Consider the following 14,567-nt stretch of genomic DNA (forward strand, 5'->3'; position numbering starts at 1 on the left):
TCAGCGGGCCAGCGCCCTGGCCCGCCCCCCGCCGGACCGTGCCGCGAGGTGCTTGCCGATGACCTGATCCATCAGGGCGGCGAGCACATCGCGTACGGAGTTGCGGTCCCGGGCGTCGCAGGCGACGACCGGGACCCGGTCACCGAGGCCGAGGGCTTCGCGCACCTCTTCGAGGTCGAAGTGCTGGGCTCCGTCGAAGCGGTTGATGGCCAGGACGAACGGCTCGTCGCGCTCCTCGAAGAAGTCCAGCGCGGGGAACGAGTCCTCGATCCGCCGGGTGTCCGCGAGGATCACCGTGCCGAGCGCGCCCTCCACCAGGTCGTCCCAGAGGAAGGAGAACCGGTCCTGCCCCGGGGTGCCGAAGAGATAGAGCACGATCGACGAATCGAGCGAGATCCGCCCGAAGTCGAGGGCGACGGTGGTCGTCGTCTTGCCCTCCACTCCCGCGAGGGAGTCGACTCCCACCGAAACCTGGGTGATCGCCGCCTCGGTGTCCAGCGGCTCGATCTCCGAGACCGCACCGATGAATGTCGTCTTGCCGACTCCCAGACCGCCGCTGACCACGATTTTGACGGCGAAGGGCACGGACTTGTCAGAGCGCCCGGACATGGTCCCTGATCCTCTCGAGCATATGGAGCGGAAGCTCCGTCGGCTGCCGGCCGGCCAGCAGTCCGCCGACCATCAGGTCGGCGATGAGTACCTTGGCGACACCGAGCGGCACTCCGATGCCGTCGGCGACCTCGGCGACCGTCTTCGGCTGTGCGCACAGCGCCACGATCCGCTGTCGCTCGAACTCCAGGCCCGCGCCCCGCACTTGAGCATCGTCGACCGCGACAACCAGCGTCTCGAGCCGTAGCCCCGTCTGTACGGGCTCCGACCGGCCGCCGGTCATGATGAACGGCCGTACGAACAGCGCATCCTCGGCGGAACCTTCGCTCATCGTGGCAGCGCCGTCCGCAGATCGGCGATGAGCGTCGGGTTGAGCAGGTCCCCGGCACGCTCGGAGAGGACGGCCATCTCGTAGCCGACCAGACCGAGTTCACCGCTGCTGTCGGCCAGTACGCCCAGACAGCTGCCGTCCCGGATCGCCGAGACGAGGAGGAAGCCCCGCCCCATCTCGATCATGATGAGCTTCACGCCGTCGAACTCGTAGCGCCGCGACGCACTGCGCGCCAGGCTGGAGAGTCCGGAGACGATCGCCGAGAGATGGTCGGCGTCCGTGCGTCCGAGTCCTTCGGAGACCGCGATCAGCAGCCCGTCGGAGGAGACCGCGACCGCGTCGCGCACACCGTCGGTGTGCCGTACGAACTGGGCGAGCAGCCAGTTGAAGGTCTGCGAGTCGTTGTGCAGGTCGACGGTCACTTGGCACTGTCCTTCTCGGCCAGGTCGGCCTTCACGGCGTTCTCCGCCTGCTCCGCCTTCTCCGCTTTCTCTTTCTCCTTCTCGACGCTGATGCCGCCGCGCAGATGCGAGCTGCGGAGCGTCGAGAGCATCCCGGAGATCTCCTCCGGACTGCGGTCCGGCGTCGGCTCGGCCTCCTGCTGCCAGCGCGGTGCGCCGCCCTCGCTGACCGCCGACGGAATGCCGCTGCGCTGGGGCCGCTTGACGAGCCCGTTGCGGGTACGGGCCGCACCGTTGGATGCCCCGGTCCGCTCCTCCTTGGCCGGCTTCACCGGCTTCACCGCCTTTTCGGTTGCGCCGGTCACGGCCACGGGGGCTGCCGCCGGATCCACCGAGTCCCCGGTGCGCGGCCCCGGCACCGCCGCGATCGCTTCCTCCGTCAGGAGGGCGGCCGGGATCAGTACGCGGGCGACGACCCCGGCGGCGGGCGCCTCGCCCAGCCGGACTTCGATCCCGCACTTCCTGGCGAGCGCGCCGACCACGAAGTGGCCGAGGAATCGGGTGGGTTCGGCCATGAAACTGGCCGTGCCCGAGAGCCGTACGTTCGCTTCGGCGATCTGCTGGGCGTCCATACCGAAGCCGTGGTCGACGATCGCGATGAGGTATCCGGCGCTCGTACGGCGCCCCTCGATCTCGACCTCCGAGTCGGGCGGCGAGAAGCTCAGCGCGTTCTCCACCAGTTCGGCGAGGAGGTGCGCGATCTCGGAGACGACGGACCCGCTGAGGTGAGCGGGCTCGACCCGGCGCAGCGTGACGCGCCGGTACTCCTCCACCTCGGAGAGCGAGGCGCGCAGGACGTCGGTGACCGAGAGCGGAGTGGCCCAGGTGCGCGGCGAGGACTCCCCGGCGAGGACCAGCAGGCTCTCCGCGTTGCGTCGCATACGGGTCGCGAGGTGGTCCAGCTCGAAGAGGTTGGCCAGCGTCGCCGGGTCGGCGTCCTCGTGCTCCAGCTTGTTGATGAAGCTGATCTGACGGCGCACCAGGTTCTGGTTGCGCCGACCGAGACTCACGAGCGAGTCGGTGGCGTTGCGGCGCAGTACGGCCTGCTCGGTGGCGAGGTCGAAGGCGGCCCGCTGGACCTGGTCGAAGGCGTCGGCGACAAGCTTGACCTCCTCGCCCGTGTGGACGGGAAGGGCCAGCGGTGCGGGCGGCTTCGGCTGCTTGCCACCCGCCGACTGCACCTGTGCGACGGCCTGGGGAAGACGGCTGCCCGCCACTTCGCGCGCCTGCCTGGCCAGGCTGTCGAGCGGCCCGGACACGGACCGTACGCAACCGAGCGCGAGCCCGCCGAGTGCCACGACGGCACCGATCGCGACCAGCGCGAAGATCAGCAGCTGCCGGAGGGCATCGCTCTCCAGCTCGTCCGCACGGTTCTTGATGTCGGTGCCGATCGAGATCTGCACCGTACGCAGCCCGTTGATGGTCGAGGTCATCGCGTCCCACCAGCCCATGGCCGCGATGTCGCGCTGCGCGAGCTTGCCGCCGCCGCGCACGGCGGCCGACTCGTAGCCCAGCGCGCGTACGGCGTCGGGAGTGGAGAGCGCCCCGGTGAGCCGGTGCTGCTGAGCCCCTGTCGCCGACTGCGGGAAGGCCTCCAGGGCGGCGAGCCGTCCGGAACGGATCTCCATGAAGCGGCTGTAGTCGTCACCGCGGAACCGCCCCGCGCGCACGGAGCCGAGGACGATGGCGCGCTCCTCTCCCATGAACTCCTTTGAATTACCGAGCACTTGGAGCGCCTGATAGTCCTTGCGGAGCCGCCCGTCGCGTACGTCGTCGAGCCCGAGGCCGAGCCGGTTGAGCACGGTGATGGTGGAGGTGAAGTAGTCGAAGGTCTCGGTGACCTTGCCGCTGCCGTTGTCGGCGGCGCTGCGGATGCCGGCGAGTCCGTCGAGCCGGCTCATCTCGTCGCGTACGGAACGAGCGGCTGGATCGTCCCGTCCGGCGAGTGCCTGCTCCAGCACGGTGCGCGCGGTGTCGGTGGCCGCCCGCTGGGCAGGGAACTTCACCCGGAACTGGTCGACCCCGCCGACGTAACCGGTGGTCAGTCCACGTTCCTTCTGCAGCTCGTGGATCAGACCCTGCAGGGTCACTTCGAGCCGTGCGTTCTGCGCGGTGGCTGCGGCGTTCCGGTACCCGCCGATCTGCTGCCCCGCCGAGATGCCGAGCAGCGTCAGCAGCAGGACGAGGGAGAGTACGAGGATCCGGACGAGCCTGGCGCGAATGGTCCGGGGACCGGAGAGCGTCGCGCGGCGCATGCCTGGGAGACGGCGGAGGACCGCCGTCGAGGTGTCTGCTTCCACTGATAACCCTTAGGAGGGAGCCAAGTGATGGTTGGGCAGAAATGGTTCTGCGTCCAGGCCAACGAGGTTCACGATCCAGGGGTCACCCGATCATCGAATTGTTTTACCGCGCCGAAACACACTCCCCCGGCCGCCCCAGGTCCGTGCGCTGCGGACCGCGGACGCGGACCGCATTGCATACGACCGATGGCCGAGGCCTCCGGTCAGCATCCGTCGCAGGGGCAGCAGCAGTCGCACCCGTCGCAGTCACAGCCGCCGCAGTCGCAGTTGCCGCAGTCGTCGCAGCAGCCCTTGCGCTTCTTGCGCGACCAGGGCCCTTCGAACTCGTCGGCACAGCACACCTTGCAGGTGCAGCACAGCCCGAGGGCCACCGCACATCCGGCCAGCAGCCCGCGCTTCCCCTTGGTGGGCTCCGGCGGCTCTCCGCCGAACGGGGGCGGAGGCGGTCCGAACGGACTGGGCGTCGGCGTCTGGTGCGCGCAGCTCGCGCCGAACGCCCGGTCGACGGAGCGCCGCAACTCATGCGAGAGCAGCACATGCGCCAGCCGTCCTTCGGTGAACTCCACCTCGCGCAGCGCAAGACGGATCCCGTGCAGCGCGTCGTCGCAGAGCCGCCGCGCTTCCGCCAGATCGGTACCGGTGACCGCCAGCGGGTTCCAGGCACCCGACAAGGCGTCGGTTTCCCGGTCCTCCACGGCATCCAGCAGATGCGCGAGCCGCCCGAAGAGCCGCCCCGCCTCGGCGAGGGGCGCCGCGTTGCCGGGCCGCCCGGCGAGAACGGCGGTGTGCGCGAAGGCGGCCGCGGTGGCCGTCTCGGTCGGCTCGGTGACGTACAGCAGCGAGGTGCCGGGGCCCGCGAGCTCCTCGATGCCGGTCTGCCGGTCGACGGCGTCGACGAGCACCGACGTGTCGAAGCCGAGTGCGGCGCCGGTACGGGCACCGGCGCGATCCCAGCCGGCGGCGACCCGGCGGGCGGCGGCGGCCACCGGCCGGCGGGCCAACAGGCCGTCCCGGTCGGCCACGTGGTCCCGTACCTTCGCCGAGGCCAGCACCAGGGAGACGGCGGCCGCGAGCCGCGCCCCCTCGCCCTGGGCCACCGGTGCGGTGCGCATTCCGCGCAGCGGACAAGGGCCCGCGGTCCTGCGCCATCCCGTCGACCGCTCGGCCTGAGCCTCCGTCAGAACCGAGACGATCAGGCCGTCGTAGTTGGTGACGATGCGGGCGAACTGCCCGTGGTCTCCGCGAAGTGCCAGACAGAGTCCGCAGAGATGGGCCATCCACTCGGCCTTGAGACCTTCACCGAGCCGGTGCGTACAGGGCCTGACGATTCCGAACACAGCGCTCCCCCGAGCCTCGTTCAACAGTGCGGCACGCATCGTATCGAGTGACCCGTTCACCCGTACGTCCCCCACGTCACCCACTTGGCCCGAGAATCTTATTTTCATCCTCACACCAGCCGTACTCAGGAAGATCCCTGACGAACCACCACAAGTTCTGCACCAGTACCGTCACGAATCACCTGCGCGGCGACTATCCACTTGGCGCGGTATCCGCATCATGGACGACCATAGGGGTGCGGAACGCAGACAGACCGCGGTGAAAGGAGGCGTCCATGGGTTCGGTGCGCAAGGCGAGTGCTTGGCTGGGGCTCGTCGAGGACAGTGACGACCGCTACTACGACGACGAATACCCGGAGGGGACCGAGACCTCCGGTGGCGAGGCGTGGGTGACCGACCCGCGCGTACGGGTCGTCGCCGAGGCGGCCGAGGAGAAGGGGCGCAGGATCGCCACGATCACCCCGGACGGTTTCCGGGATGCGCGCGGCATCGGTGAGATGTTCCGGGACGGCGTCCCGGTGATCATGAACCTCACGACCATGGACGCCGCCGACGCCAAGCGCGTGGTGGACTTCGCCGCGGGTCTGACCTTCGGTCTGCGCGGTTCCATCGAGCGCGTGGCGACGAGGGTCTTCCTGCTGACCCCCGCCGACACTCGAATCGTCAGCGGGGAGTCCGCGGGCCGGGCCAACAGCGGCTTCTTCAACCAGAGCTGATCTGGGCAAGGCGGCTTACCGGAAGGCATCCAGACCGGTGAGCGCCTTGCCCAGCACCAGCTGGTGCATCTCGACGGTGCCCTCGTAGGTGAGCACCGACTCGAGGTTCGTGGCGTGCCGCATGATCGGGTACTCCAGCGAGATCCCGTTGGCGCCGAGGATCGTCCGCGACGTGCGGCAGATCTCGATCGCCTCGCGCACATTGTTGAGCTTGCCGAAGCTGACCTGCTCGGGACGGAGCTTGCCCGCGTCGAGGCGCATGCCCAGGTGATGGGCGAGCAGGATCCCCTTGTGCAGTTCGACGGCCATGTCGGCGAGCTTGGCCTGGGTGAGCTGGAAGCCGCCGATGGGCTTCCCGAACTGCTCGCGGGTTTTCGCGTACGCCACCGCTGTCTCGAAGCTGGAGCGGGCGGCGCCCATCGCGCCCCACACGATGCCGTACCGGGCATGGCTGAGGCAGCCGAGCGGCCCCTTCAGCCCGACGACCTCCGGCAGTACGGCGTCGGCGGGCAGCCGCACGTCATCCAGAACGAGCTCACTGGTGACGGAGGCGCGCAAGGACCACTTGTGCTTGATCTCTGGAGCCGAGAAGCCGGGTGCATCGGTCGGTACGACAAAGCCCCGGATCCCCTCGTCGGTCTGCGCCCAGACCACGGCCACGCCCGCCACCGAGCCGTTGGTGATCCACATCTTGCGCCCGTTGAGCACCCAGTCGCCGCCGTCCCGCTTGGCGCGGGTCTGCATGTCGCCGGGGTCGGAGCCGCGGTCGGGCTCGGTCAGCCCGAAGCACCCGATGATCTCGCCGGCCGCCATGCCGGGCAGCCACTGCTGCTTCTGCTCCTCGGAGCCGAAGCGGTGGATCGCGTACATGGCGAGCGACCCCTGCACCGAGACGAGCGACCTGATTCCCGAGTCGGCGGCCTCCAGCTCCAGGCAGGCCAGCCCGTACTGCACGGCGCTCGCGCCGGCGCAGCCATAGCCCTCCAGGGACATCCCGAGCGCCCCGATGGAGCCGAGCTCACGGGCCAGTTCACGGATGCCGGGCAGCTCGCCCTTCTCGTACCACTCGGCGACGTACGGCACGACACGGTCATCGGCCCAGGCACGCACGGTGGCCCGGATCGCAAGGTCTTCAGGGCTGAGGAGATCGTCGATGCCGATGGGGTCGGCGGGGTCGAAAGGCGGCAGTTTCGAGGAAGCGGACATGGCAGGACCTCCGGCGGCTCAAGCAAAACTAGCGCTGCTAATTAATAGCTGGGCCGAGCGTACGACCGAGCCCGCCCAAGAGTCCACCAGGAACGCCCGGGGCGGGGGTCAGGCCGGCGACTCCGCCTCGACCCGCGTCCGGTCCCGAGGCGCCGGCACCTCCGCGGCGCACGCCGCAGGCGCCCCGCACTCCATCACCCGTGGCAGCCGCAGCGCGGCCAGAGCCCCCAGCAGCAGCAAACCCGCACTGACGACCAGCGTCACATGCAGCCCGTGCACAAACGCGTGCCGCGCCGCACTGCGCAGCGCCGCACCGGCGGGCCCGCCCAGACCGGCGGCCACCTCGTACGCCTCGCCGAGCGAGTTCGCCGCATGGGCGCTGGCCCCCGAGGGAACCCCCTGCACCGAAGCGAGCGCGGGCGCGTACGCCGCGTTCATGACGCTGCCGAGCAGCGCGATCCCCATCCCCGCACCCAGCTGGTACGAGGTCTCGCCGATAGCCGCCGCCCCGCCGGCGCTTTCGGCCGGGGCCTCGCTGAGCATCGATTCGTACGCCCCGAAGAGCGTGGTCTGCAGCCCGAGGCCGAGCAGGACGAAGGCGCCCGTCAGCAGCCACGGCTTGTCGTGCTGGCCCATCGCGACCAGGCACAGCACGGCGGCAGCCGTCAGCACGAAGCCGTAACTCACCATCCGGCGCGGCCCGATCCGGCGCAGGGTGTACGACCCCGTCGCGCCCGCCGCCATGGCGGCGAAGGTGAGCGGCAGCAGCCGCAGGCCGGTTTCGAGCGGGCTCAGGCCGAGCACCAGCTGCAGGTACTGCACGGCGATCAGCTCGAGACCGACCAGGGCCAGCATGGCCAGGACGATGCACCCGACGGCAGTGGTGAAGGTGGGGCGGGAGAACATCCGCATGTCGATGAGGGGGTGTTCGCGCCGCTTCTGCCGCCGTACGAAGACGACCAGCAGCGCGGCGCCGATGCACAGCGGACCCAGCGTTCCCGGTCCGACCACACCTTCGCCGGCGCCCAGCCGCTTGACTCCGAGGACGACACCGAGCACGCCGGCCGCGGCCATCAGCGCACCGAGCACGTCCCAGGGCCCTTCGGCGCTCCCCTTGGACTCGGGCAGCAGCCAGCGGCCGAGCGGGAGTATCACCGCCATCAGCGGGATGTTGATCAGGAAGACCGAGCCCCACCAGAAGTGCTCGACCAGGAAACCGCCGAGCACAGGGCCCACGGCCGCGCCGACGGCAGCGACCGCCGTCCAGATCCCTATCGCGACGGCCCGCTCACGCCGGTCGGGGAAGACCGCGCGCAGCAGCGAGAGCGTCGCGGGCATGATCATCGCGCCGCCGACGCCGAGCAGGGCGCGGGCCCCGATCAGTATCTCCGGGGTGGTCGCCAGGGCCGCGACGGCGGAGGCCAGGCCGAAGAGCGCGTAGCCGAACAGCAGGACGCGGCGGCGGCCGACGCGGTCCCCGAGCGTGCCGAAGAGGATCAGGAGCGAGGCGCAGACCAGCGGATAGGCGTCGACGATCCAGAGCAGTTGGACGGCACCGGGGTTCAGGTCCTGGGTGACGGAGGGCACGGCCACGTGCAGCACGGTCGCGTCCAGCGCGACGAGCAGGAGGCTGATGCACAGGACGATCAGGACGACCCAGCGGTTTCCACCGCTGGAGGCGGCGCGAAGGCGCGCACCGGCCATGGACGTCCTGGACATGCAACTACCTCCCGGTGGAAATCCCTCGCGTTCGGCAGGTCTGAGGGGCAGTACCCCTGGGCCCGGCATCGATGGGCGAGTGAGCAGCCAGCGTACGCGAGTTCATGTAGGCGTCAGGTGGTGTCGTGTCGTACGCCACACCCTGTCCGCCCTCCTGCGCTCCGCACCCCGATAATCGTGGCCGTGACTGATCTTGCACGACCCCCCGCTCCGGCCCGGTCCGCGCTGCGCCGCGCGGGGCCCGCGCTGCTCGCCTTCACGGCGGTGCGGCTGACCGGAATCGCCGTGCTGGCCATCTGGTCGGCGGCGAACGACAAGAGCTGGCACACGCTGCTCTCGGCCCGCTGGGACTCGCTCTGGTACACCCGCGTCGCAGACCTCGGCTATGGCTACGAGGTCCACCTGCCCAATGGCGACCTCCACTCCAACCTGGCGTTCTTCCCGCTGCTGCCCTGGCTGGAGCGGCTGGTGTCGGCCGTGACCCCGCTCGGGTACGCGGACGCCGGGCTCGCCGTGAGCTGGATCGCCTCGCTCTTCGCGGCCTGGGGCATCTTCGCGGTCGCCGACCGGCTCTACGGACGGGCGGCGGGCACGGCGGCGGCCGTGCTCTGGGCGGTGCTGCCGGTGGGCATCGTGGAGTCGATGGCGTACAGCGAATCGCTGTTCACGGCGCTGGCCGCCTGGGCGCTGTACGCGGTGCTCGGCGAGCGCTGGATCGCGGCCGGTCTGCTGGCGTCGCTGGCGGGACTGACCCGCCCGGTGGGGGCCGCGGTCGTCGCGGCGGTCTGGGTCGCGGCGGCCCTGGCACTGCGCCGGGGCGACGGGCCGCGCGCCCGGATGGTGGCCGGCGCGGTGCTCGCACCGCTCGGTGCGGCGGCGTACGTGCTCTGGGTGGGCGGACGCACGGGGGGCGGGCTGCTCGGCTATCTCGACGTCCAGGCCGGCTGGGGCAACGGCTTCGACGGCGGCCTGGCCTTCGCCCGCTTCGTCGGGGACAAGCTGGGCGACGGCGGCCCGGGCATCCTGGCCGGGATCGGGCTGATCGTCGGGGTGGCCCTGGTGATCTGGCTGTACGTGAAGTGCGTACGACAGCGCCAGCCGCCGCCCCTGCTCGTCTACTGCGGCATCGTCGTCGCGCTGGCCCTCTGCGCCTCCGGCTACTTCGGCTCCAAGCCGCGCCTGCTGCTCCCCGCCTTCCCGCTGCTGTTCCCCATCGCCCTGGCCCTGGCGCGTCTGCGCAGGTCGCGGGCGGTGCTGGTGCTCGGTTCGGTGGCGCTGGCCTCGGCTGCGTACGGGGCGTTCTGGCTGAACGGATCGGGTCCCCCATGAAGGGGCCGAGAATTCAACACTTCCTTTTGGTGAATGAATTCAATGACCGTAAGGCTCCGATAAAAACGATCAACACCACCAGTGCCAAAAGTCCTACATGACGTGCGAATAAGCGGGAACAAACTCTCGTGTGAGACATACTCCACATCACATCGTCATCACAAAGACACCGGATCGGCCTAGTCCGCATCTCACCCGCTGTAACGTCGATTGGGTGCGTACCGACCGATCCATCACCCGACTGGAGCGGCTCTTCGCCCGTCTGGACCGGGAACCGGAGCCGCCGAAGATAGAGACCCCGCGGATGACCCGTACCCGCGCGGTCCTCTTCAGCGCGACGCTGGCCTTCTACGTGGCCATCGTCGTCGCCGTACTGTCCACGTCCTGGCTGGTGGATCTGGACTGGAAGGTCTTCATGTTCCGGCCCTTCCAGCAGTGGCCGGAACTGCACGCTTTCCTGGACTACTTCGTGGTGCTCGGCCAGCGCGGCCCCACCGCCGTGATGGTCGCCGCCTGGCTCGGCTGGCGCTCCTGGCGCCAGCACACACTGCGCCCGCTGCTCACGCTCGGCGCCTCACTGCTGCTGTTGAACGTCACGGTCGGCGCGGTCAAGATCGGCCTCGGCCGGCTCGGCCCGCACTACGCCACGAGCATCGGCTCCGCCGAGCTCTACCAGGGCGGGGACATATTTCCGTCCGGGCACACCGCGAACGCGGTCGTGACCTGGGGAATCCTCGCCTACCTCGCCTCCACGCCGCTGACCAGGCGTTATCTGTCAGTGGTGTCGTCGGTCATCGCGCTCGGTGTGGGTGCGACCACGGTCTACCTCGGTACGCACTGGCTGAGCGATGTTCTGCTCGGCTGGGCAGCGGGCCTGCTCATCCTGCTGGCCCTGCCCTGGTTCGAGCCGCTGATCGCCCGTGCCGAAGCGATGATCTTCGCCGTACGGGAACGCTGGCGCGCCCGGCGCAGGCTCGCACCCGTACTGCCCTCGCCCGTTCCCACCAGTCCCGCACTGTTCCCGCCGCGCCGTCCGGCAGCGGACACGGACCCGCTGCGTGAGCCGGTGGGCGCTGTTTCGGGGCGCACCGCGACGGCCCTCAGGACCACCGTGCAGCGCCCGCACGGGGCCCGTTCGGAACGTACGCCGGTCACCCCGGTGGGCAGCCGGCGACCGCCCCACGCGGACCGCGCGCCGCGCAATCCGCAGGCGCGCCCGGTCAACTAGTACGCCAGAAGGCCCCGACCACCCTGTGGTCGGGGCCTTTGCCGTGCCGCCGGCGCGGACGCGCGCCGTCAGCCCTGCCAGCAGCGGTTGACCCTGCCGTCCTCGACCTCGAAGTTGAGCCGTCCCTGGCGGTACTCCATGGTGATGATCGCGCCCGGCGGCAGCGACCTCACGGTGGACCAGCCGCGCTCACGGGCCAGCTGCTCCGCGCCTGCGGCATCGAGGCCCACATAGGAGGCGGGGGCGTCGTCGGGCTGTGCGGGAGGGGTCGGTACAGGTGCCATGACAGTCACCGTAGGCGGCGGGCCACTCAGAGGGAAGGCCGGGTTCCGTACCCCATCGGTCACACTTGTGTCACAAGATCACGACGAGTGTTTGTATCGAACTCCTTCACCCGTTCGTGGAGTCAAGGCGTTCTTCGCCCAGGAATTCCGCCGCCCCCGGGGACGTCATCCATATCCACGGTGAATTCCGGGACAACGCCCTCCGAGCGGCGTTTGAATTCACACGTCCAGGCCGCCGCACATGAGTTGACGGCGCATAGGGGATTCACGGATTCCTTACATCATTCGCACCCCTGGCCGACCGGTTCCACGGCCCCGCGCGCTGATCCCGTTGCGTACGCCCCCTGTTGGAGTGGGCCCCAACGCGCGCATCATGTCTCCTGCCCGACACCCGGCCATCGAGGGGGCACGTGATGGGTACGACGACCGCGGAGGCGACGGCCGACGGCCCGGCACGGGTGCGCCGGCCGGGCCGGGTGCTCGTGGACTGGCTGACGACCACGGACCACAAGAAGATCGGGCATCTCTACCTGATCACGTCGTTCGTCTTCTTCCTGATCGCCGGGCTCATGGCCATGCTCATGCGGGCCGAGCTGGCCCGACCGGGCCTGCAGATCATGTCGAACACCGAGTACAACCAGATGTTCACGATGCACGGCACGATCATGCTGCTGCTCTTCGCGACCCCGACCTTCGCGGGATTCGCCAACGAGATCATGCCGCTGCAGATCGGTTCGCCCGACGTCGCCTTCCCGCGGCTGAACATGTTCTCGTACTGGCTGTTCCTCTTCGGCGGACTGATCGTCCTCGGCTCGGAGATCACTCCGGAGGGCCCTGCCGACTTCGGCTGGTTCGCCTACGCCCCGCTCAACTCGCTCAACCACTCCCCCGGCATCGGCGCGGACCTGTGGATCATGGGCCTGGCGCTGGCGGGCTTCGGCACCATCCTGGGCGCGGTCAACTTCATCACCACCATCATCGGGATGCGCGCCCCCGGCATGACCATGTTCCGTATGCCGATCTTCACCTGGAACGTGCTCTTCACCTCGATCCTGGTGCTGATCGCCTTCCCCGTGCTGGCCGCGGCGCTCCTGGTCCTGGAGGCCGACCGGCGGTTCGGCTCGGTCGTCTTCGAGCCCCAGTCGGGCGGTGCGCTGCTCTGGCAGCACCTCTTCTGGTTCTTCGGCCATCCCGAGGTCTACATCATCGCGCTGCCGTTCTTCGGCATCATCAGCGAGATCATCCCGGTCTTCTCGCGCAAGCCGATCTTCGGCTACACCACGCTGGTCGCCGCGACGATGTCCATCACCGGGCTCTCCGTGGTCGTCTGGGCACACCACATGTTCGCCACCGGCGGGGTGCTGCTGCCCTTCTTCTCCTTCATGTCCTTCCTGATCGCGATCCCGACCGGGGTGAAGTTCTTCAACTGGACGGGCACGATGCTCAAGGGCTCGCTGTCCTTCGAGACACCGATGCTCTGGTCGGTGGGCTTCCTGGTCTCCTTCCTCTTCGGCGGTCTCACCGGCGTGCTCCTGGCCTCGCCACCGCTGGACTTCCATGTCACCGACTCGTACTTCGTGGTCGCCCACTTCCACTACGTCGTCTTCGGCACGGTCGTCTTCGCCACCTTCGGCGGCTTCTACTTCTGGTGGCCCAAGCTGACCGGCAAGATGCTCGACGAGAAGCTGGGCAAGCTGCACTTCTGGACGCTCTTCGTCGGCTTCCACACCACCTTCCTGGTCCAGCACTGGCTGGGCGCGGAGGGCATGCCACGGCGGTACGCGGACTATCTGGCGGCCGACGGCTTCACGCTGCTCAACACCATCTCGTCGATCGGCGCCTTCCTGCTGGGCCTGTCCACGCTGCCGTTCCTCTACAACGTCTGGAAGACCACGAAGTACGGCAAGAAGGTCGACGTCGACGACCCCTGGGGGTACGGGCGTTCACTGGAGTGGGCGACCTCGTGCCCGCCACCGCGCCACAACTTCCTGACGCTGCCCAGGATCCGCTCCGAGTCACCCGCCTTCGACCTGCACCATCCGGAGTTCGCGGCGCTCAGTGCGCTTGCGGAGACGGGGACTCCGGAGGCTCCAGAGCCCTCGAAAGCCGGTCCCGAGCCGTCCTGATCCGCGTCTTCAGCTCCTGCGGCTCGATCACCTCGAAGTCGACGCCCAGGAGCATCAGATGGATCACCATCACATCGAGGCTCGCCGCCCCGCAGCGCAGCAGACAGCTCTGCGCGTCGACGGCCTCCAGGACCCCGGCGGTGGGCGAGATCCGTTCCGCTGCCGCCTCCATCGGCACCAGCAGCCGCACCACGGCGCTGCTGGCGTACGCGGTCGTGGACACGCCACGGGAGACGTACGCGGCGAGGTCGTCGGCCGGGGGCGTACGCGGCTCGAAGCGCGGTCCGTGCGGCGGCTTCGGGGTGATCCGGTCGGCCCGGAAGGTGCGCCAGTCGCCCCTGTCCACGTCCCAGGCGACCAGATACCAGAGGCGCTCGGTGCAGACCAGCCGGTGCGGCTCCACGGTGCGCCTGCTCGAAGTCCCGCCGTGGTCGCGGTACTCGAACCGCATCCGCTCCATGTCCCTGCAGGCATTGGCGAGTTCGGTGAGGACCTCCGGCTCGACGGTCGCCGAGCCGTTGCCGCGCAGCATCGGGACGGTGAAGGCGTTGAGCGCGCCGATGCGGCGGCGCAGCCGGTGCGGCAGCACCTGCTCCAGCTTGGCCAGGGCCCGTACGGACGTCTCGCCGATCCCCTCGACGCCGTTGCCCGCAGCCGTGCGCAGGCCTACGGCGACGGCCACCGCCTCGTCGTCGTCCAGGAGCAGCGGCGGCAGTTCCGCGCCCGCACCGAGCCGGTAGCCGCCGCCGGTGCCCGGGCTGGCGTCGACGGGATAGCCGAGCTCGCGCAGCCGGTCGACGTCGCGCCGCACCGTACGGGGCGTGATGCCGAGCCGGTCCGCGAGGTCCGCCCCCGACCACTCCCTGTGGGCCTGCAGCAGGGAGAGGAGGCGCAGCAGCCGGGCCGAGGTGTCCAGCACCG

Annotated in this window: 13 protein-coding genes; 4 read left to right on the plus strand and 9 right to left on the minus strand. The window is 69.5% G+C overall.

Translation table 11 applies throughout. The features are described 5' to 3' along the window. From AB0H78_RS16575 to AB0H78_RS16595, 5 genes are all read right to left on the minus strand, one after another. Complete coding sequence (locus AB0H78_RS16575) at positions 1-609, minus strand: ATP/GTP-binding protein (protein ID WP_363235086.1); 609 nt, start codon at positions 607-609, stop codon at positions 1-3. Continuing rightward, complete coding sequence (locus AB0H78_RS16580) at positions 593-940, minus strand: DUF742 domain-containing protein (protein ID WP_363235087.1); 348 nt, start codon at positions 938-940, stop codon at positions 593-595. Before AB0H78_RS16580 ends, AB0H78_RS16575 begins: the two co-directional genes overlap by 17 nt. Beyond that, on the minus strand, positions 937-1,362 hold the full coding sequence (locus AB0H78_RS16585; RefSeq protein ID WP_363235088.1) for a roadblock/LC7 domain-containing protein: 426 nt from the start codon (positions 1,360-1,362) through the stop codon (positions 937-939). Before AB0H78_RS16585 ends, AB0H78_RS16580 begins: the two co-directional genes overlap by 4 nt. After that, positions 1,359-3,701, minus strand: coding sequence for a nitrate- and nitrite sensing domain-containing protein (locus AB0H78_RS16590; protein ID WP_363235089.1), 2,343 nt, complete (start codon positions 3,699-3,701; stop codon positions 1,359-1,361). The genes AB0H78_RS16585 and AB0H78_RS16590 overlap by 4 nt, the downstream gene beginning before the upstream one ends. Positions 3,702-3,904: 203 nt before the next feature. After that, positions 3,905-5,077 (minus strand): DUF5685 family protein, encoded by a 1,173-nt coding sequence (locus AB0H78_RS16595; RefSeq protein WP_363235090.1) that lies wholly within the window; start codon positions 5,075-5,077, stop codon positions 3,905-3,907. A gap of 236 nt (positions 5,078-5,313) precedes the next feature. Here AB0H78_RS16595 and AB0H78_RS16600 point away from each other — a divergent pair, with 236 nt between their 5' ends. Further along, positions 5,314-5,754: a cell division protein SepF gene (locus AB0H78_RS16600; protein WP_363235091.1), complete on the plus strand. Its 441-nt coding sequence runs from the start codon at positions 5,314-5,316 to the stop codon at positions 5,752-5,754. A 15-nt stretch (positions 5,755-5,769) separates the two neighbouring features. Here AB0H78_RS16600 and AB0H78_RS16605 read toward each other — a convergent pair whose 3' ends face one another. After that, positions 5,770-6,960 carry an acyl-CoA dehydrogenase family protein gene (locus AB0H78_RS16605; RefSeq protein WP_363235092.1) on the minus strand — a complete coding sequence of 397 codons (1,191 nt, stop codon included), beginning with the start codon at positions 6,958-6,960 and terminating at the stop codon, positions 5,770-5,772. A gap of 108 nt (positions 6,961-7,068) precedes the next feature. Beyond that, entirely contained in the window at positions 7,069-8,679 is a 1,611-nt protein-coding gene (locus AB0H78_RS16610) for an MFS transporter (protein ID WP_363235093.1), read from the minus strand. Between the two features lie 183 nt (positions 8,680-8,862). On the opposite strand from AB0H78_RS16610, the gene AB0H78_RS16615 reads away from it, so the two are divergent. Both AB0H78_RS16615 and AB0H78_RS16620 read left to right on the plus strand, forming a co-directional pair. Beyond that, a complete protein-coding gene (locus AB0H78_RS16615; RefSeq protein WP_363235094.1) occupies positions 8,863-10,008 on the plus strand; it encodes a mannosyltransferase family protein in 1,146 nt (381 codons plus the stop codon). Between the two features lie 214 nt (positions 10,009-10,222). Next, on the plus strand, positions 10,223-11,236 hold the full coding sequence (locus tag AB0H78_RS16620) for a phosphatase PAP2 family protein (protein WP_363235095.1): 1,014 nt from the start codon (positions 10,223-10,225) through the stop codon (positions 11,234-11,236). A 68-nt stretch (positions 11,237-11,304) separates the two neighbouring features. On the opposite strand, the gene AB0H78_RS16625 is transcribed toward AB0H78_RS16620, so the two are convergent. Then, the gene (locus AB0H78_RS16625; RefSeq protein WP_363235096.1) at positions 11,305-11,520 is read right to left on the minus strand and encodes an I78 family peptidase inhibitor; all 216 of its coding nucleotides are present in this window, start codon (positions 11,518-11,520) and stop codon (positions 11,305-11,307) included. Positions 11,521-11,933: 413 nt separating this feature from the next. Here AB0H78_RS16625 and ctaD point away from each other — a divergent pair, with 413 nt between their 5' ends. Further along, the gene (ctaD, locus tag AB0H78_RS16630; protein ID WP_363235097.1) at positions 11,934-13,646 is read left to right on the plus strand and encodes a cytochrome c oxidase subunit I; all 1,713 of its coding nucleotides are present in this window, start codon (positions 11,934-11,936) and stop codon (positions 13,644-13,646) included. On the opposite strand, the gene AB0H78_RS16635 is transcribed toward ctaD, so the two are convergent. Beyond that, the gene (locus AB0H78_RS16635) at positions 13,576-14,565 is read right to left on the minus strand and encodes a YafY family protein (RefSeq protein ID WP_363235098.1); all 990 of its coding nucleotides are present in this window, start codon (positions 14,563-14,565) and stop codon (positions 13,576-13,578) included. The two genes, ctaD and AB0H78_RS16635, sit on opposite strands and share 71 nt — an antisense overlap. Positions 14,566-14,567: the final 2 nt, after the last annotated feature.

The sequence above is a fragment of the Streptomyces sp. NPDC050738 genome (assembly GCF_040654175.1).
Lineage (GTDB): Bacteria > Actinomycetota > Actinomycetes > Streptomycetales > Streptomycetaceae > Streptomyces.

Coding starts and splice junctions, on each gene's coding strand:
- AB0H78_RS16625 (WP_363235096.1), bottom strand. CDS start 11,520: ATGGCACCTGTACCGACCCCTCCCGCACAGCCCGACGACGCCCCCGCC.
- AB0H78_RS16600 (WP_363235091.1), top strand. CDS start 5,314: ATGGGTTCGGTGCGCAAGGCGAGTGCTTGGCTGGGGCTCGTCGAGGAC.
- AB0H78_RS16575 (WP_363235086.1), bottom strand. CDS start 609: ATGTCCGGGCGCTCTGACAAGTCCGTGCCCTTCGCCGTCAAAATCGTG.
- AB0H78_RS16610 (WP_363235093.1), bottom strand. CDS start 8,679: ATGTCCAGGACGTCCATGGCCGGTGCGCGCCTTCGCGCCGCCTCCAGC.
- AB0H78_RS16595 (WP_363235090.1), bottom strand. CDS start 5,077: ATGCGTGCCGCACTGTTGAACGAGGCTCGGGGGAGCGCTGTGTTCGGA.
- ctaD (WP_363235097.1), top strand. CDS start 11,934: ATGGGTACGACGACCGCGGAGGCGACGGCCGACGGCCCGGCACGGGTG.
- AB0H78_RS16605 (WP_363235092.1), bottom strand. CDS start 6,960: ATGTCCGCTTCCTCGAAACTGCCGCCTTTCGACCCCGCCGACCCCATC.
- AB0H78_RS16580 (WP_363235087.1), bottom strand. CDS start 940: ATGAGCGAAGGTTCCGCCGAGGATGCGCTGTTCGTACGGCCGTTCATC.